Annotated in this window: 16 protein-coding genes; 4 read left to right on the forward strand and 12 right to left on the reverse strand. The window is 49.8% G+C overall.

What is annotated here, in order from left to right; all coding sequences use genetic code 11:
- Nucleotides 1-93 precede the first annotated feature (93 nt).
- The 3 genes from ACGHZ6_RS13610 to gyrA all read right to left on the reverse strand — a co-directional run bounded on the left by ACGHZ6_RS13610 (nt 94) and on the right by gyrA (nt 6,144).
- Nucleotides 94-2,343 (reverse strand): bifunctional prephenate dehydrogenase/3-phosphoshikimate 1-carboxyvinyltransferase, encoded by a 2,250-nt coding sequence (locus ACGHZ6_RS13610; RefSeq protein WP_390614507.1) that lies wholly within the window; start codon nt 2,341-2,343, stop codon nt 94-96.
- Nucleotides 2,344-2,449: 106 nt separating this feature from the next.
- Nucleotides 2,450-3,565 carry a prephenate dehydratase gene (gene pheA, locus ACGHZ6_RS13615; RefSeq protein ID WP_390614508.1) on the reverse strand — a complete coding sequence of 372 codons (1,116 nt, stop codon included), beginning with the start codon at nt 3,563-3,565 and terminating at the stop codon, nt 2,450-2,452.
- Nucleotides 3,565-6,144: a DNA gyrase subunit A gene (gene gyrA / locus ACGHZ6_RS13620; RefSeq protein ID WP_390614509.1), complete on the reverse strand. Its 2,580-nt coding sequence runs from the start codon at nt 6,142-6,144 to the stop codon at nt 3,565-3,567. Before gyrA ends, pheA begins: the two co-directional genes overlap by 1 nt.
- Nucleotides 6,145-6,519: 375 nt before the next feature.
- Here gyrA and ACGHZ6_RS13625 point away from each other — a divergent pair, with 375 nt between their 5' ends.
- The 4 genes from ACGHZ6_RS13625 to ACGHZ6_RS13640 are packed head-to-tail and all read left to right on the forward strand — an operon-like array spanning nt 6,520 to nt 10,081.
- Nucleotides 6,520-7,842, forward strand: a complete 1,323-nt coding sequence (locus ACGHZ6_RS13625) for a TRZ/ATZ family hydrolase (RefSeq protein WP_390614510.1) — start codon at nt 6,520-6,522, stop codon at nt 7,840-7,842.
- A 50-nt stretch (nt 7,843-7,892) separates the two neighbouring features.
- Nucleotides 7,893-8,591, forward strand: a complete 699-nt coding sequence (gene ubiG / locus ACGHZ6_RS13630) for a bifunctional 2-polyprenyl-6-hydroxyphenol methylase/3-demethylubiquinol 3-O-methyltransferase UbiG (RefSeq protein WP_390614511.1) — start codon at nt 7,893-7,895, stop codon at nt 8,589-8,591.
- Nucleotides 8,592-8,616: 25 nt separating this feature from the next.
- Nucleotides 8,617-9,273: an HAD family hydrolase gene (locus ACGHZ6_RS13635; RefSeq protein WP_390614512.1), complete on the forward strand. Its 657-nt coding sequence runs from the start codon at nt 8,617-8,619 to the stop codon at nt 9,271-9,273.
- Nucleotides 9,274-9,319: 46 nt separating this feature from the next.
- The gene (locus ACGHZ6_RS13640) at nt 9,320-10,081 is read left to right on the forward strand and encodes a YciK family oxidoreductase (protein WP_390614515.1); all 762 of its coding nucleotides are present in this window, start codon (nt 9,320-9,322) and stop codon (nt 10,079-10,081) included.
- A 20-nt stretch (nt 10,082-10,101) separates the two neighbouring features.
- On the opposite strand, the gene ACGHZ6_RS13645 is transcribed toward ACGHZ6_RS13640, so the two are convergent.
- From ACGHZ6_RS13645 to ACGHZ6_RS13685, 9 genes are all read right to left on the reverse strand, one after another.
- On the reverse strand, nt 10,102-10,602 hold the full coding sequence (locus tag ACGHZ6_RS13645; protein WP_390614516.1) for a rhodanese-like domain-containing protein: 501 nt from the start codon (nt 10,600-10,602) through the stop codon (nt 10,102-10,104).
- A 245-nt stretch (nt 10,603-10,847) separates the two neighbouring features.
- A complete protein-coding gene (locus ACGHZ6_RS13650) occupies nt 10,848-11,288 on the reverse strand; it encodes a hypothetical protein (protein WP_390614517.1) in 441 nt (146 codons plus the stop codon).
- Nucleotides 11,289-11,379: 91 nt separating this feature from the next.
- On the reverse strand, nt 11,380-11,823 hold the full coding sequence (locus ACGHZ6_RS13655; RefSeq protein ID WP_390614518.1) for a DUF2802 domain-containing protein: 444 nt from the start codon (nt 11,821-11,823) through the stop codon (nt 11,380-11,382).
- Nucleotides 11,824-11,869: 46 nt separating this feature from the next.
- Nucleotides 11,870-12,355, reverse strand: a complete 486-nt coding sequence (locus ACGHZ6_RS13660; protein ID WP_390614520.1) for a chemotaxis protein CheW — start codon at nt 12,353-12,355, stop codon at nt 11,870-11,872.
- Between the two features lie 144 nt (nt 12,356-12,499).
- The gene (locus tag ACGHZ6_RS13665) at nt 12,500-13,408 is read right to left on the reverse strand and encodes a chemotaxis protein CheW (RefSeq protein ID WP_390614521.1); all 909 of its coding nucleotides are present in this window, start codon (nt 13,406-13,408) and stop codon (nt 12,500-12,502) included.
- The gene (locus ACGHZ6_RS13670; protein ID WP_390614524.1) at nt 13,408-14,232 is read right to left on the reverse strand and encodes a ParA family protein; all 825 of its coding nucleotides are present in this window, start codon (nt 14,230-14,232) and stop codon (nt 13,408-13,410) included. Before ACGHZ6_RS13670 ends, ACGHZ6_RS13665 begins: the two co-directional genes overlap by 1 nt.
- Nucleotides 14,233-14,402: 170 nt before the next feature.
- Complete coding sequence (gene motD, locus ACGHZ6_RS13675) at nt 14,403-15,485, reverse strand: flagellar motor protein MotD (RefSeq protein ID WP_390614525.1); 1,083 nt, start codon at nt 15,483-15,485, stop codon at nt 14,403-14,405.
- Between the two features lie 46 nt (nt 15,486-15,531).
- Complete coding sequence (locus tag ACGHZ6_RS13680) at nt 15,532-16,275, reverse strand: flagellar motor protein (protein WP_390614527.1); 744 nt, start codon at nt 16,273-16,275, stop codon at nt 15,532-15,534.
- Between the two features lie 30 nt (nt 16,276-16,305).
- On the reverse strand, nt 16,306-17,346 hold the full coding sequence (locus ACGHZ6_RS13685; RefSeq protein ID WP_390614529.1) for a chemotaxis response regulator protein-glutamate methylesterase: 1,041 nt from the start codon (nt 17,344-17,346) through the stop codon (nt 16,306-16,308).
- Nucleotides 17,347-17,563: the final 217 nt, after the last annotated feature.

The following is a 17,563-nucleotide window of genomic DNA, read 5'->3' on the forward strand; positions in this document are numbered from 1 at the left end:
AAGGAGTTAGGCGAACCTTTTCACCTAACTCTTTCTTTATAAGCTTATGAACTCTTGCTGAAAAGCCAGAATCTAAGCTTGGGAGCCTTGAAATTAAGCAGATTCAACCTTCAGGGTGATACCCGCACCTGTCGCCAGGTCGACGAAGGTTGGGAAGGATGTAGCAACATTAGCGCAATTGTTAATCTTTATCTCAGCAGTGCCACGTAAAGCAGCAATAGTGAAGGACATGGCAATACGGTGATCGCCGTGGCTTTCCACCTCACCACCACCAAACACACCAGCCTCACTGCCCTTACCCTGAATCACAATACCATCAGGGGTTGGCTCAGCCTTAACACCCAGTTTTTGCAAGCCATCAGCCATTACCTGGATACGATCACTTTCCTTAACGCGAAGTTCTTCGGCACCGGTCAGCACAGTTTCACCTTCAGCACAGGAAGCAGCAACGAACAGCGCCGGGAACTCATCAATCGCCAAAGGCACCTGATCCTCAGGAATCTCAATACCTTTAAGCGATGCATATCGAATTCGGATATCAGCTACCGGCTCACCGCCGACTTCGCGCTGATTATCTAAAGTGATATCAGCACCCATAGCACGGAGAATGTTAATAACACCGTCGCGTGTGGGGTTTATGCCTACGTGGGTCAAAGTGACATCGGAACCCGGTGCAATCGCTGCCGCCACCATAAAGAAGGTCGCCGATGAAATATCTGCCGGCACCTCAATTTTAGACGCCTTTAAGCTGCCGCCAGAGGTCAACTCAGCCATAGCACCTTCGCGCTTCACCTCATAGCCAAAGCCATTCAGCATACGCTCGGTATGGTCACGGGTTGGAGCAGGCTCAGTTACTTTGGTCACGCCATCAGCATACATGCCTGCCAACAGAACACAGGATTTGACCTGGGCACTGGCCATAGGCATATCGTAATCAATCGCTTTCAGCGCCTGACCACCTTTAATCTTCACAGGAGGACGACCGTTTTCGCCGGTCTCAATTTCAGCCCCCATTTCACGCAACGGGTTAGCCACACGATTCATTGGACGCTTGGATAAGGATTCATCACCGGTCAATTCAGTATCAAAAGACTGACCCGCCAACAGACCTGCCAGCAAACGCATAGACGTACCGGAGTTACCTACATATAAAGGACCCGGAGGCGCCTGCAAGCCATTTAGGCCAACACCGTGGATACGTACCTGCCCCTGATCAGGCCCCTCAATCACAACCCCCATATCGCGGAATGCCTGTAGAGTAGCCAATGCATCCTCACCCTCAAGGAAACCTTCTACTTCGGTAACACCTTCCGCCAGGGAACCCAGCATAATGGATCGATGGGAAATGGATTTATCACCTGGAACACGGATCTGACCGTTAACCTGCCCGCCTGGGCTTACACGATAGGTAATTTCGTTTTCTTGCATGGTTTTTCCATCTTGCACAGGCGCGGTATAGGCCTGCTTAGCTAACATTTTAGTAAAGTGGTCGCGGGCTGCCTTGGCTCGCGTAAAGACACCCAACAGGTATTCGCTGTCACCACTTTCAATGGCTGAGCGCATACGGGTTAAATTATCAGTAAATAAGTCCAGCGACTTCAGCACGCTATCGCGATTGGCCAACATGATATCGTGCCACATGGTCGGATCACTGGAGGCAATGCGAGTAAAGTCGCGAAAACCACCAGCGGCATAACGGAAAATATTTTCGTTTTCCGCATCATGCGCCAAAGTATCCACCAATGAATAGGCAATCGCATGGGGCAAGTGGCTGGTTGCAGCCAGAACATCATCGTGCTCAGCCACCGGCATCACCAACACTTCCGCATCGACTGACTCCCACATTTGGGTCACACGCTGCAGATGATCTCTGCCAGTTTCTTCTGTTGGCGTAATGATAATGCGGTGATCGCGGTATAAATCCGGATTTGCAGCGGTCACACCACTCTTCTCGGAACCGGCGATGGGATGCCCTAAAACCAGCTGAGAAGGCAGCTCACCATAAGCATTTTTTGCAGCCGTTAACACAGAACCTTTTACACTAGCGCCATCAGTAATGGTTACCGCTGAATCCAGACACTGCTGACACTGCTTTAGAATCGCTTCAACAGTTAGCGTTGGCACGGAGATAAAAACAACATCTCCCTCACCCAGTTCAGCTGCCACCTCACCAATAGAGAGATAGGCACGATCTACAACACCTAATTTCACCGCGTCATCACAGGTCACTTGACGCCGAGCAACACCAATCACTTCCCTGCAGGCACCGGCTTTTTTCAGCGCCGCAGCCAAACTGCCACCAATCAAACCTATACCAACGATGACCAACTTATTTATGGCCATTAACACTCTCTGAGTAAAAAAATAATCCCGATAGCGATCGGGATTATTTTGAGTAAATTTATGCCCCGACCTGTATAAAATCGGCGACAATTTTCATTCATACCAACTACAGAACAGCCTTAGGGTAAGCGCCCAACACTTTAATATCCGACGCCTTTTCACCAATCTCTTTCATCGCCGCCGCAATATTGTCATCGGTGATATGCCCCTCAAAATCGATAAAGAACACATAATTCCAATTGCCACTACGGGAAGGACGGGTTTCTACCCGAGTCAAATCCACATTATGACGATGGAACGGCTCCAGCAGATTATGCAGTGCACCCGGCTCATTATGCATGGCAATTACCACGGAAGATTTATCGCAACCACTTGGAGGCACCTCTTCCGTACCAATAATCAGGAAACGGGTTGAATTATCCGGTTGATCTTCAATTTTTTCCGCAAGCTTTTTCAGATCGTAACGATCAGCAGCCATTTCACCGGCAATAGCCGCTGCGTTCCACTCACCTTTTACACGCTTGGCGGCTTCTGCATTGCTATTTACCGCAATACGCTCAGCGTTAGGATAATGTGCGTCCAGCCATTTACGGCACTGAGCTAGCGACTGGCTATGCGAATAAATACGGGTGATATTTTCAGTTTTGGTAATGTCCGACACCATCAAGTGCTGATGGATACGTAACTCCACTTCACCACAGATTTTCAAGCCGGAATCCATAAAGTTATCCAGCGTGTGGTTTACCACACCTTCCGTGGAGTTTTCGACAGGCACCACACCATAATTGGCCGCGCCAGCTTCAACTTCACGGAACACCTCATCGATGGCAGACATTGGGATAGAAACTGCAGAATGCCCGAAATGCTTTAACGCCGCTTGCTCAGTAAAGGTGCCCTCAGGCCCCAAGAAAGCAACTTTAATCGGTTGCTCCAAGGCCAGACAGGCAGACATAATTTCCCGAAATAGACGCGCCATTTCTTCGTCATCTAACGGTCCTTTATTGCGATCCATGGCCTTACGTAGCACTTGCGCTTCGCGCTCAGGACGGTAATAAACTATATCACCATCACTGTGAGCTTTTTTAACTTCAGCCACGTCCTGAGCACATTGGGCACGCTCACTAATCAAGCGGCCAATGTCGGCATCAATCGCATCAATGCGGTCACGCAGCTTTAACAATTGCTGCTGCTCGCTTTCAGACATTGGTTTGTCTTCAGCCATTATTCCTCAGCTCCAGAGTCAGCCACAGCGGCCTCTTCATCGTCACCATTACCGGTTTCTTCGATACGCTCGACACCGATAATATGCTCATCGCCTTTCACTTTAATCAGGCGCACACCTTGCGTATTACGACTCAGTACCGAAACCTCATCGACACGCGTACGCACCAAGGTACCCTGATCAGAAATCAGCATAATTTCTTCACCATCAAACACCTGAACAGCACCAACAATGTCGCCGTTACGCTCGGTGGTTTGCATACCAATTACACCCTGATTACCACGGCCTTTGGTTGGGAAATCTTCCACATCGGTACGCTTGCCATAACCATTTTCGGATACAGTCAGCACCTTGCCACCTTCCTGCGGGATTACCATGGAGATAACCTTGTTCTCTTCCGGCATACGAATACCGCGAACACCACGAGAAATACGACCCATGGAACGCACATCACTTTCTTTAAAGCGTGCCGCTTTACCGTTAGAGGCAAACAGGATTACATCATTGGAGCCATCAGTAATGGCGGTTCCAACCAGGTGATCACCTTCATCCAGTTCAATCGCACGCAAACCTACGCTACGCGGACGGGAGAACTGCGTCAGGGTGGTCTTCTTCACGGTACCATTGGCAGTCGCCATAAAGATAAAGTGATCATCATCGTATTCTTTCACCGGCAGAATCGAGGTAATACGCTCACCCTCTTCCAGCGGCAACAGATTAACCATTGGACGACCACGGGACTGACGACCCGCTACCGGAATCTGATAAACCTTCAACCAGTACACTTTACCGGCATTGGTAAAGCACAAAATTGTATCGTGGGTGCTGGCAATCAGCAGATGTTCAACAAAGTCTTCATCTTTAACCGCTGTTGCCGCTTTACCCATACCACCGCGGCGCTGCGCCTGATAAGCATCCAACGGCTGAGTTTTAGCGTAACCACCGTGAGAAATGGTTACTACACGGTCTTCTTCGGTAATCAGATCTTCGATGGTCAGATCTTGCTGAGAGCTTTGAATATCAGTACGACGCTCATCACCGTAGTTGGCTTTGACCTCTTCCAGTTCTTCACGAATAACCTGCATCAAGCGCTCAGGGTTACCCAGGATTTCCAAGAACTCAGCGATTAGCTCCAGCTTCTCTTTATATTCAGCCAGTAGCTTATCGTGCTCCATGCCAGTCAAACGGTGCAAGCGTAATTCCAGAATTGCCTGCGCCTGAGCAGGAGACAGATGGTACTGACCATCCACCAAACCAAATTGTGGGCCAAGATCTTCCGGGCGACAGGCGTCAGCACCAGCACGCTCCAGGAACTGGCTAACATCACCAACAGGCCAACCTTTGGCGATCAAGGCCTCTTTTGCATCAGCCGGTGTTGGGCTTGCCTTGATCAGTTCAATTACCGGATCGATATTGGCAATGGCAACCGCCAGACCTTCCAGGATATGGCCACGCTCTCGGGCTTTACGTAGCAGATAAACGGTACGACGCGTTACCACTTCACGGCGGTGACGCACAAAGTACTCAAGCAGCTCTTTCAGATTAAGAATCTTCGGCTGGCCATCAACCAATGCAACTACGTTAATACCAAATACGCTTTGCAGCTGAGTTTGGGCATAGAGGTTATTCAGTACTACATCGCCCTGCTCGCCGCGTTTCAGCTCAATCACTACGCGCAGACCATCTTTATCTGACTCATCACGCAGCTCAGAAATACCTTCAATCTTTTTGTCTTTAACCAACTCGGCGATCTTTTCAATCAAACGCGCCTTGTTCAGCTGGTAAGGTATTTCATTGATGATAATGGTTTCTTTGTTGGCTTTATCGTTACGCTCGATTTCAGCTTTTGCACGAACGTAGATACGACCACGACCAGTACGATAAGCCTGCACAATACCGGCACGACCATTAATAATGCCGCCCGTTGGGAAATCCGGGCCCGGGATGTGCTCCATCAACTCATCGATAGTAATGTCATTATTATCGATAAGCGCCAAGCAGCCATCGATCACTTCTTTCAGGTTATGGGGAGGAATATTGGTCGCCATACCTACCGCAATACCGGAAGAACCATTGACCAGCAGGTTCGGGACGCGGGTTGGCATTACCTCTGGGATATGTTCAGTACCATCGTAGTTGGGCACAAAATCTACGGTTTCTTTATCCAGGTCCGCCAGCAGATCATGGGCGATCTTCTGCATACGGATCTCGGTATAACGCATCGCTGCGGCACCATCACCATCGATGGAGCCAAAGTTACCTTGACCATCTACCAGCATATAACGCAGCGAGAAGTCCTGAGCCATACGCACAATGGTGTCGTAAACAGCAGAATCACCGTGCGGGTGATATTTACCGATTACGTCACCCACAACACGGGCAGACTTCTTGTAGGGCTTATTCCAATCGTTGTTCAGCTCGTTCATGGCGAACAACACACGACGGTGTACTGGCTTCAAGCCATCGCGTACATCAGGCAGCGCCCGGCCAACGATTACACTCATGGCGTAATCGAGATAGGACTGCTTTAACTCGTCTTCGATATTAACGGGTAGGATTTCTTTCGCTAACTCGCCCATATAGTTTGGCTTTCCTTATGTTCCAAGACACCACTACTTGTGGCAGTGCCCCATTACGTCTCCCGGTGGAAAATCCCTCCCAGGAGTGCTGGTCTTGAATGCGTAACATGCTGCCTACACATGAGCCGTAAATAGCCCCCGTAGCAAGCGCGCCCAACACGCACATGAAGCGATGAATACTACCATAAAATCAACAGCATAGGCACGTAATTGCCCTAAAACATGCCAGTAAAACAGTGTACCGACAGGCAGTGTCACAGGGTATACTCGGGGTCATAACAGAGCGGCGACGATTTCTGATGAATTCCCCCGCAAATAGTACAAATAAACACCAAAAACACACCCGAATTAGCTATAGGCACAAGACAACAAGCCATGGAAACCGTCGACACATTAATTCATGCAGGCTGGATTATTCCTGTCATTCCCGAAAACCAGGTTCTGAGCGAATGCAGCCTGGCAATTAATGACGGCCGTATTGCTGCCATTGTTCCCACCACAGAAGCTAAATCACGATTTAGCGCCACGGAAGAACTGGACCTGACTCAGCACCTGATCATCCCCGGCCTGATCAACGCCCACGGCCATGCAGCCATGAGCCTGTTGCGCGGATTTGCCGATGACCACCCCCTGCAAACCTGGCTGGAAGAACATATTTGGCCCGCTGAAGGCCAATGGGTTGATGCAGAATTTGTTAAAGACGGCACAGAACTGGCCCTGGCGGAAATGATTCGCTCAGGCACCACCTGCTTTTCAGACATGTATTTCTTCCCGGAAGCTGCCGCCAAAGCCGCCTTTGAGAGTGGCATCAGGGCCCAAATCACCTTCCCTGTCTTTGATTTCCCCAGCGCCTGGGGTCAAGGGCCCGATGAATACCTGAGCAAAGGCCTGGCGCTAAACGATGATTACCGATCCAACGAACTGATTACCATCGGTTTTGGCCCTCATGCTCCCTACACTGTCTCAGATGAGCCATTGCAGCGAATTGCCACCATTGCCGAGGAAATGCAGGCGCCCATCCAGATTCACCTGCACGAAACCGCTTTTGAAGTCGATGAGGCTGTAAAAAATACGGGTAAACGCCCTATCCAACGCCTGGCTGATCTGGGGCTACTAAGCCCACTAACCCAGTGCGTGCATATGACACAGATCAGCGATGATGACCTAGAGTTGCTGAAAAGCACCGGCGCCCATATCGTGCACTGCCCGGAATCCAACCTGAAACTGGCCAGCGGCTTTTGCCCGGTAGATAAACTCCAGCAGACCGGCATTAATGTCGCCCTCGGCACCGACGGCGCCGCCAGCAACAATGACCTAGACCTGCTGGGAGAGCTACGCACTGCAGCCCTACTCGCTAAAGGAGTCAGCGGTAATGCCAGCGCCTTGAATGCCCACCAGGCCATTCGCATGACCACCCTGAATGGCGCCAAGGCCATGGGAATAGATCACGTAACCGGCAGCCTGGAAACCGGTAAAGCAGCGGATGTAATTGCCATCGCTTTCGATGAACTGGAAAGCATGCCGCTATACAATCCGGCATCACAATTGGTGTATGCCCAACGCAGCCACCGGATCACCCATAGCTGGGTAAACGGTAAGTGCCTGATGCATGATCGCCAGCTGCAAACCCTAAGCGAGCACGAGATCATCACCAAAGCCCAGCGCTGGCAGAAAAAAATAGCCGGTCAATCACATTAACCCAATCGCAATAACATATTTTTAAGTTTAAGACGTATACGGAAAACGATATGAGCAACGTTGACAGCGCAGAGATTGCAAAGTTTGAAGCCATGGCCAGTCGCTGGTGGGATAAAAGCGGTGAATTTAAACCCCTGCATGATATCAACCCGCTGCGCGCCAACTATATTGATCAGCGCTCACCGGTGGCCGAAAAGAAAGTTGTCGATATTGGTTGCGGCGGCGGCATTCTTTCCGAATCCCTCGCGCAGCGCGGCGCCATAGTCACAGGCATCGATATGGGTGAAGCACCGCTGAATGTAGCCAAGCTGCACAGCCTCGAATCTGGCGTCAGCGTCGACTATCGCCGCACAACCGCCGAAGAGCTGGCTCAAGAAGAAGCCGGCCAATACGATGTGGTGACCTGCCTGGAAATGCTGGAGCATGTTCCCGACCCAAGCTCAGTCATTAAAGCCTGTGCCGATTTATGCAAACCTGGTGGTGATATTTATTTTTCCACTATTAACCGCAACCCCAAGTCTTATATGTTCTCGATCGTTGGCGCTGAGTATTTACTGAAAATGCTACCCAAGGGCACTCACGAATACAGCAAATTTATCCGCCCCTCCGAGCTGGCGGCCTGGATTCGCCAAGCAGATCTATCACTGGAACATATGACTGGCCTAACCTACAACCCACTCTTCAAGAGCTATAAGCTCAATGATCGGGATGTCGACGTTAACTATATGGTGCACTGTAAAAAACGCTAACCTAGAAACAAGAGCCTCTTAAGTAATGGCAGTAAAAGCAGTTCTATTTGACCTTGATGGCACCTTGATTGATACAGCACCGGACTTTATTGTTGTATTAAATCGATTACTTGAAGAAGAGGGTCGCCGCCCTCTTCCAGAGCAACCTATCCGGGACACAGTTTCCAGCGGCGCAAAAGCACTGGTAAAGCTCGGCTTTAAGCTGGAAGAATCCGATTCAGAATTTGAACGTCTACGGTTACGCCTGCTTGAGCTTTATAGCGATCACCTGGCCGTTTACAGCAAACCGTTTAACGGCATAGAACTTTTACTGGAGCAACTGACCAAGCACAAGCTGCACTGGGGTATTGCCACCAACAAACCTGAAGTTTACACAACGCCACTACTGCAACAGCTACAACTTTCACCCGCCAGTGTAATTTGTCCAGATCATGTGCAGGAACGTAAACCACACCCAGAATCATTACTGCTCGCCGGAAAGCAACTAAACTGCTCCCCCACGGAAATGATCTATATCGGTGATCATCAGCGAGACATTGAGTGTGGCCGCCGCGCCGGCGCCATTACCATCACCGCTCGCTACGGCTATATTGAAGAGAACGACAATCCAGATCACTGGCAAGCCGATCATATCGTTGATTGCGCCAACGAACTCTGGCCAATCATTAAAACCTATTTGTAAGTAGCTCACATGTAGAAGCTACAGTTACCGCGAGAAATGAAATTCTATGTCTGACGTAAAAGCCTCTATGCCTGAAAATTACCGCCCCGCTGGCGACACACTACAAGGCCGAGTTATCGCCATTACCGGCGCCGGTGATGGCATTGGCCGCATAGCCGCAAAAACGTTTGCCGCCTACGGTGCCACTGTTATTCTGCTTGGCCGCACCATTCAAAAACTGGAAATGGTTTACGATGAGATTGAACAAGCCGGCCACCCGCAGCCAGCCATCTTCCCAATCAATCTGGAAGGCGCCTGCGAAAAAGATTATGAGGATATGTGCCAGGCCTTCTTTGACGAATTTGGTCGCCTCGACGGCTTATTACACAACGCCGGTGATTTAGGCGAGCGAACCCCCATTGCCAACTATGCAGCAGACACTTGGCAACGCGTAATGCAGGTTAACGTAAACGCCCCCTTTATGATAACCAAAGCCCTGTTGCCACTGCTGGAAAAATCCTCTGACGCACGCATTCTGTTTACCGGCTCTTCTGTTGGCTATCAAGGGCGTGCGTACTGGGGTGCCTATGCTGCATCCAAAGCTGCACAGGAAAACCTGATGCAAACTCTCGCCCAGGAACTGGAAGACGTTGTACCTGTGGGTGTCAACAGCATCAACCCAGGTGCGACTCGCACGCAAATGCGTGCTGCAGCCTACCCAGCGGAAAACCCTGCTGATGTGAAAAGCGCAGAAGAATTAATGCCTTTGTATCTGTACCTGTTAGGCCCAGACAGCAAAGGCATAAGCGGAAAGCAGTTTAGCTTTTAAACCCAAAGAGCTGAGAGTTCTTAACGACTGCTTACTTGAGGATTTTGTAGATACATCGCCGTCATCGGCATAACGACAGGGAAGTCTTCCAGCATCCAGGCAAAAAAACCGCTGCGGAAGTAATAAACATTCGAAAACCCCCAATACACACTCACCGCACTGGCATAAGCGCTACGCATGCACTCTGCACTACTGCAGTAAATCACTAACGGGGTTGTATGACTGATGCCCCTGGACTGATAGAGCTTGTCGAAGTCACGCTGGAAATCCAAATGCAAGGCACCACTTATGTGCCCCATTGACCATTCTTCATCACTTCGTACATCGACAAAGACTGCACCCGCATCATAAAGAGCTTTCGCCTGATAAACATTAACCGTTCTTACGCCCGATATTCCCATTGGAGCGTAATCGGCCACACTTACAACAGAAAACAACAACGCTACAAAAGCTACAATTACTCGCCACACACTCCCTGGCATCGCAAGCAACTTAACAACAAACAAATGACTGCTTAACATCAAGATAGCCTCCTGGCTAGCACACCACCTTCCCCTAAGCGGCTACAACCCCGGTATTTTCCCTATTGGCCTAAAAATTGTTCTTGTTAAAAAGTATAGGTAGGGAATAAAGGCCCAGTTAGTCGAAAAGGGACTAAAGGCCGGGACTATCTAGAACAGAAGCTATGAGACGAAAAAAAGCAGAAACAGAAACAAGAATACAAAGGAAATAAGCGTAAACTTATAAAGCTATTAGGGCTAGACAACTAATAGCGCTCTACATCCTCAGACAAAGGATCTAAAGGCTCAGACCAGGACGGCGTTTGCGATTGTTTTTCTACGGACTGGTGCTCCACCTCAAACTGATCAACAGGTAAGGCAGGCAATTCGTAATCGCGCCAGTATTTATGCACAACACCGCCAACGAAGTGCACAAACACATGCTTTTCCTTTATGACATTTTTCTTAAAAGAAAAAAGAAGAAATACTCGCGTGCGTTTGGTGTGATGCTCTTCAAAACGATAGGTAAAAATTTCTGAAGTGTTGCTACCACGACTGATTTGATCAGGCTCTCCAATATTCTCCAACACCCAATCACGTGTTGTTTTATTAACCCGAATACTGTTGAAAACCTGCTCAGGAATTGGCTTGCTATTGTGGCCATAGGTGACGGTATTTCGGTGATCAAGTAACGCACAGGAATTCATGAAAAACAATCCGGCAAATATTACCGCCAGAAACACTACCCTGCGCCCCATCAAACCGATCTCCATAACCGTTCAGAAATTTGACGAAAATCTAGGCAACTGAGACCTGCTGATTAACCTGCTTGTGCATCAGCTGCATCAGCGATGCTTCAGCACGAGATAAACCACAGCGACGGGCAACCTCTTCAGATTGCACTCCAGAATCAAACAAGCGTGCCGCATCATTGTAGGCACTGTGCACAGGAGTTACAGCTGAAGGAACAGACTGCACTTGCTGTACAGGTGCCTCAGCAGCGTCCGCTTTTTGCTTGGCATGTTGATGCAAAACTTTTTCCATCGCCACCAGGCGTTTTCCCATGCCAATTGAGCCACTATTGGTTAACTGTAAGTCATGATCCAAGCGATCATAAAGCTTACGGGTTAGCTCCGCCTGCTGACGCTGACGACGAATACAGAACAGCGATAATATCACCGCAGCCCAGCTAACAACGACGCTACCCAGTAAAGCGATATCAAACCATTGTTCAGTATTCATCAATCACATCTCCTCGCGTACTGATCGCATAAATATGCAAACTGGCTTACATATTCTCCAGATCAGCCCACTCTTCATCTGTCAGCAGCTTGTCGAGCTCAATTAAGATCAACAGCTCATTGTTTTTGTGGCAGACGCCCTGAATAAACTTGGCGCTCTCTTCGTTACCCACGTTCGGTGCTGTCTCGATCTCTGACTGGCGCAGATATACCACTTCAGCCACACTATCAACCAACATACCCACCACATGATTATCCGCTTCGATTATGACGATACGGGTATTGTCAGTGACATCACCTGGCTCCAGGCCAAAGCGATGACGGGTATCAATAACGGTAACTACATTACCGCGCAGATTGATAATGCCCAATACGTAGGGGGGCGCACCGGGAACCGGGGCAATTTCGGAGTAGCGCAGGACTTCTTGGACCTGCATCACGTTAATACCGTAGGTTTCACCCGCCAGCTTGAAGGTGACCCACTGCAGTATCGGATCTTCGCTGGTCTTACTTTTTGCAGAGCTGGTTGTCATATTTATCCACTTCCTTCATTAAACCGGCGTCAAAAAACAAACGAAACTACATCCTTACTATAGTTAATAGCAGCTTCTATGCCAGCCTATCGTCCGGGTTTCTGAAAAGTTTAGCTTTTTATGTCATTTATTGTGTATAGGCCACTAAGCGTTGGCATCCTGGGATTGCAACATCTGACCCATCATAGGGATGTCGATCAGGGCACACATATGCGCCTTCACCGTTCCAGCCAGCCAGGCCCGCTTACTGCGCTCACCACGCCATTTTACATCGTCAGGATCAAGGGTGATGGGCTGATCGACCTTATCAACGGCCAAACCCCAGGGTAAGCCACTGATGGAAACCACGTACTTGGCAGAATCCAGGAAGCTCTCGTCGTAGCGTTCCGGCATAACAAATTTAGCCGTATTTACTGTGCGAATCTTGCCCACTGGGGTTGGTTGTAGACCCATAAACCAGTCCGCCTGGCCAAATAAAGGGGTCAACTCATCGGTCAACGGCTGAATCTGCCCAAGAGCAATCAAGGGGACCGCCAAGGTCAGGCCAGCCACATCAAACAGCAGGACATCAAAGCGTTCCTGTGCCCAACTGGGGCGGCCATTGGCCTCCCACTCCAGGCTTTGCAGTTCGGCAGGCTGATTCAGCGTTTGCAGGTCAACTTCCGGCTCCTCAACCGCAGCGTCAACCTCTACCTCCGCCTCAACCTCAATAACCTGCTCGGTTTTAACCTCTGGCTCGGCAACTGGTGCTTCGGTAACCACCTGCTGAGTGATTTCCTGCTTAACCTCCTGAACAACCTCCACCTCAGGCTCAGCCTGGACAGCATGCAATCTGGCGGTTTCCAGTAGTTTCTTCAGTTTGGCGCGATGCTCCTGCTGCAACTGATCAGCATGAGATTCTGCAAATGGCTTCGTTTCCGGGGCTTTCGGACTGGCTTTTGCAATGACAGGCGGAGCCTCTGACACAACGGGCTCAACCGGCCGCGCCTCCGCAGCCGGCTCTCCCAACAAGTCATCAAAATAGTTCTGCAGGGATTCCTGTGGCGTATCCATCAGCGCCCCCCGCTTTTGGCGACAGAGGGCACTTCAGCAGGAACTTCATCTTGAGCGAATTCCTGGGATAACCACTTATAAAGGGAGCGATATGCCTCAACACTTCGGCTATCAGGCTGAAATAAATGCGGTGGCACACCAGCCTTACTGGCATCACGCAATTTTGTGTCCACGGGAATCTTTCCTGGCCACACTTTATCGCGATAACCGTTCCGAATAACCCTAAGGCTACTGGTAGAAGCCTGAGTTCGGCGGTCAAACATGGTGGGCACCACCACATAATCCAGTGGCTTCTTGCGCGAACGCCCCATCATCTCCAACGTATGCACCATACGCTCCAGCCCTTTAAGAGCCAGATATTCGGTCTGCACCGGTGCCACCAACAGCCGGCAGGCCGCCAGTGCGTTGATCATCAAAACCCCCAATAACGGCGGGCTATCAATAATGACCAAATCAAAATCGTCAGCAACCAAGGCCAGGGAACGAGAGACCACCAAGCCCATACCATCCTGGCCAATGGCCTGGCGCTCCAGGGTTGCCAGAGCGGTGGAAGAAGGAATCAGGGAAATATTCTGAAACGCCGTGTTAACCACCTGCTTCATCACCAGATCACGGCTTAACTGCTTACGTTCCTGAAACAAATTAAAACTGCCAATACTCAGAGTGTCTGGATTTTGGCGGAAGTAACAGCTTAATGAACCATGGGGATCCAAATCCACCAGCAACACGCGCAGGCCAGCCTCCGCAGCCAAACCGGCCAAGGATACTGAAGTGGTGGTTTTTCCTACTCCACCCTTTTGATTGGCTACTGTCCAGACCTGCAAACAGGGCTCCTTAATCTTCTACACGCTTTTACTACGGTGCATGACGTATTATGCGCCAATAAATCGTCAAGTCTCCAGCGCGACAGGCGTTTGTGTGTGAACGCTGCAAGGAATATGCCTGTCGTCATACCGAACAGATAAAAATGATATCGGCAATCCAGGCCACTTATTTATTTTCGCGGCAAATCAGGGTCACTGCTAAACAACAAGCCACCCTCTTTGGTTTCCACCGGTTTGATATCGCCCACGGGTGCTAAACGATCTGCGGGCTCTTCAGGAGTCGCATCAGATACAGGCGCTTCCGATACAGGCGCTTCCGATACAGGCGCTTCAGCGCCAGCCGTATCTTCGGCAGTCTCTATTCCCAACGCCTCGGCGATATCTTCTCCCTCATCGGCTGATGAAGTTGCCAAGCCCGGCTGCGGATAAGGTTCGGTCACCTCAACGAGTGGCGGATTAATGGCGCGATCAATCGCTTCCTTATCTCGTACATGGGGACGCTCGCGGCGTTCGCGGGCAATCATTAACACCACCCGGCGATTGGCATTGCGGCCCTCTTCGGTTTCATTATCCGCAATGGGTTGATGCTCACCATAACCAACAGCCGACAGCCGACTGGGCGCCACATCATTCTCAGCAAGTAATTTTACCACTGCTGCCGCCCTGGCACTGGACAACTCCCAGTTGGAAGGATAGCGAGCATTATTGATCGGCACATTATCGGTAAAGCCTTCCACCTGAATAGGGTTGTCATAATCTTTCAGGATAGCGGCAACATCCGCAAAAATAGCTTCGGCTTCTGCACTCGGCTCAGCATCGGCGGTTTCGAATAAAATACTCGCCTTTAGCTCAACTTCCAGCCAAAACTCATTACTGTGAATTTGCACCGAGTCATCACTGAGTAAATCGGAAAACTGTTCCGTAAACTGATCAGCCAACTGCGGTAAGTCAGCGGTTTTATCAAAAGCCCCATCACCACTGAACTCACCCTGCCCCTGGTTTTCCAAATCAATAACATTGGGATCGACATTTAAGCTGGGATCACCAACCTGGATAGGTTTAAGGGATCGCTGATCATTTTCACTAAAGGCATCCAACAGAGTGTCAGATAACACCCGGTATTTACTTTCATTCACTTGGGAAATGGAATACATCACGACAAAGAAAGCAAACAGTAGCGTGATAAAATCGGAATAAGAAACCAACCAGCGTTCGTGATTGATTTGTAACTCAACAGGACGACGACGAGGCATAAGCGGTCACCCTAACCTCGCACGAGAGGCATCCAGCACAAGAATATTAGCGATGCAGATAGCCATCGAGCTTCATCTCAATAGTGCGAGGATTTTCGCCTTCGGCAATGGCAATAATGCCCTCGATCACCAACTCACGGTATTGTGAATGCTCGTGCACACACATTTTCAGTTTATTGGCGATAGGCAGCAGGAACAGGTTGGCAAAGGCAACACCGTAGATCGTGGCAACAAAGGCAATGGCAATACCTGGACCCAGCTCATTGGGATCGGCAAGATTCCGCATCACATGAATCAAACCCATCACAGCACCGATAATACCGATGGTTGGCGAATAACCGCCCATGCTTTCGTAAAACTTTACCGCATCCAGATCGCGCTGTTCATTGACGATCATCTCGGTTTCCAGCACGCGACGAATAGATTCAGGCTCACTGCCATCAACCAATAGTTGCAACCCCTTCTGGGCAAACCTGTCCACTTCAGTTTCGGCAATAGTTTCCAATCCCAGCAAGCCTTCTTTGCGCGCCGCCACAGCCCAACGCACAATTTTGCTGATACCATCCTGGAAAATATTACGTGGTGGCTTAAATACCCAACGTAAAATAAATCCAGCGCGCTTAAGATGCAGCCAGGGTGTTTGCAGCATAGCCGCACCAAAGGTACCACCCAGAACAATGATTGCCGCCGGACCGTTTAACAGGGATTGCCAAGAACCACCTTCCATAAAGTTGCCGCCGATTAAAGCGGCAAAGCCGATGATAACGCCTAGAATACTGAGAATATCCATGTGTCCTGTCCCCTTACTAGAGAGCTATCCCTAGAGCTCCCTGGCCAACGCAGAACCAATTTCATTTAACGGCAAAACGCGATCGGTTAATTTTTCACGTGCAACAGCCATGGGCATACCGTAAATCACACAACTGGCCTGATCCTGCGACCAAATAGCTGAACCCTTACGCTTCAACAACCTGGCACCTTCACAGCCATCGGATCCCATACCCGTCAACACAACACCCAGCACATGCTTGTCATAAGTATTAGCGGCCGAACCAAAGGTAATATCAACCGAGGGCTTGTAATTCACACGACTATCGCCAGGCAATACACGCACACAGCCCATACCACGCTTTTCTACCATCAACTGTTTACCACCTGGAGCTAACAAGGCCAAACCCGGACGCAGCTGATCGCCATCAACCGCTTCACGCACTTCAATTTTGCACTGGCGATTTAAACGGTCGGCAAAGGCTTTGGTAAAGTTTTCTGGCATGTGCTGAACCAGCACAATCGGCACAGGAAAATTTGCAGGCAATTTCGTCAACACATCAGCGAGCGCTACAGGCCCTCCAGTCGATGCACCAATCACCAACAAATTAACTCGCCCTTTTAATGATATTTTACGCTCAGGCGCGGGCGGAGCCTTGAAGCTCGCCGCAGGCGTAGCAGAACGGGCTAGCCTCTGAGGCCTGGCAATCTGCAACAAACGGTCATGCAACTTTTTCTTTAATGCCGCTGAATCACGCGAAACTTCGGCAAAGTTCTTCGGCATAAAATCCGTAGCACCGGCATCCAGCGCATCAAGCGTAGTTCTGGCACCTTCGTAAGTCATCGACGAGAACATCAAAATGGGCACAGGCCGTTGCGCCATAATCTGCCTAACAGCGCTCACACCATCCATCACCGGCATTTCATAATCCATGGTGATGACATCCGGTTTAAGAGACTGCGCCATGTCAACCGCTTCGCGACCATTGGCGGCAACCCCCACCACATTGAGCTCGCTGTGGGCATTAATGATTTCTTTTAGGCGATGCTGAAAGAAGTTTGAATCATCTACTACCAACACATTTATCGGCATAGGATGCAACCTCCACCAGCCAAACAAATGCCACCACTGTATGTGCGGTTATTGAACGGGTCTTGAGAAGAAAATACGTGAAATAGGGAGTGCGAGTTGCCTAGAAAGGCAACTGAATTGTCATTATTGTTATCAGTACTGCACACGGACATGAAAAATCCAATCTGTAACGGTCACCGGCCACATGCCTGGCGGCCGGTAACTTATGAGTTAAGGC

Source organism: Maricurvus nonylphenolicus, from assembly GCF_042854845.1.
Taxonomy (GTDB): Bacteria; Pseudomonadota; Gammaproteobacteria; order Pseudomonadales; family Cellvibrionaceae; genus Maricurvus; species Maricurvus nonylphenolicus.

Bases quoted from the DNA above. Each gene is read 5' to 3' on its own strand.
- ubiG (WP_390614511.1), top strand. From the start codon at position 7,893: ATGAGCAACGTTGACAGCGCAGAGATTGCAAAGTTTGAAGCCATGGCC.
- ACGHZ6_RS13685 (WP_390614529.1), bottom strand. From the start codon at position 17,346: ATGCCGATAAATGTGTTGGTAGTAGATGATTCAAACTTCTTTCAGCAT.
- ACGHZ6_RS13640 (WP_390614515.1), top strand. From the start codon at position 9,320: ATGTCTGACGTAAAAGCCTCTATGCCTGAAAATTACCGCCCCGCTGGC.
- ACGHZ6_RS13625 (WP_390614510.1), top strand. From the start codon at position 6,520: ATGGAAACCGTCGACACATTAATTCATGCAGGCTGGATTATTCCTGTC.
- ACGHZ6_RS13645 (WP_390614516.1), bottom strand. From the start codon at position 10,602: ATGTTAAGCAGTCATTTGTTTGTTGTTAAGTTGCTTGCGATGCCAGGG.
- ACGHZ6_RS13680 (WP_390614527.1), bottom strand. From the start codon at position 16,275: ATGGATATTCTCAGTATTCTAGGCGTTATCATCGGCTTTGCCGCTTTA.
- motD (WP_390614525.1), bottom strand. From the start codon at position 15,485: ATGCCTCGTCGTCGTCCTGTTGAGTTACAAATCAATCACGAACGCTGG.
- ACGHZ6_RS13610 (WP_390614507.1), bottom strand. From the start codon at position 2,343: ATGGCCATAAATAAGTTGGTCATCGTTGGTATAGGTTTGATTGGTGGC.
- ACGHZ6_RS13655 (WP_390614518.1), bottom strand. From the start codon at position 11,823: ATGAATACTGAACAATGGTTTGATATCGCTTTACTGGGTAGCGTCGTT.
- ACGHZ6_RS13665 (WP_390614521.1), bottom strand. From the start codon at position 13,408: ATGGATACGCCACAGGAATCCCTGCAGAACTATTTTGATGACTTGTTG.
- pheA (WP_390614508.1), bottom strand. From the start codon at position 3,565: ATGGCTGAAGACAAACCAATGTCTGAAAGCGAGCAGCAGCAATTGTTA.
- ACGHZ6_RS13650 (WP_390614517.1), bottom strand. From the start codon at position 11,288: ATGAATTCCTGTGCGTTACTTGATCACCGAAATACCGTCACCTATGGC.
- ACGHZ6_RS13635 (WP_390614512.1), top strand. From the start codon at position 8,617: ATGGCAGTAAAAGCAGTTCTATTTGACCTTGATGGCACCTTGATTGAT.
- ACGHZ6_RS13660 (WP_390614520.1), bottom strand. From the start codon at position 12,355: ATGACAACCAGCTCTGCAAAAAGTAAGACCAGCGAAGATCCGATACTG.
- gyrA (WP_390614509.1), bottom strand. From the start codon at position 6,144: ATGGGCGAGTTAGCGAAAGAAATCCTACCCGTTAATATCGAAGACGAG.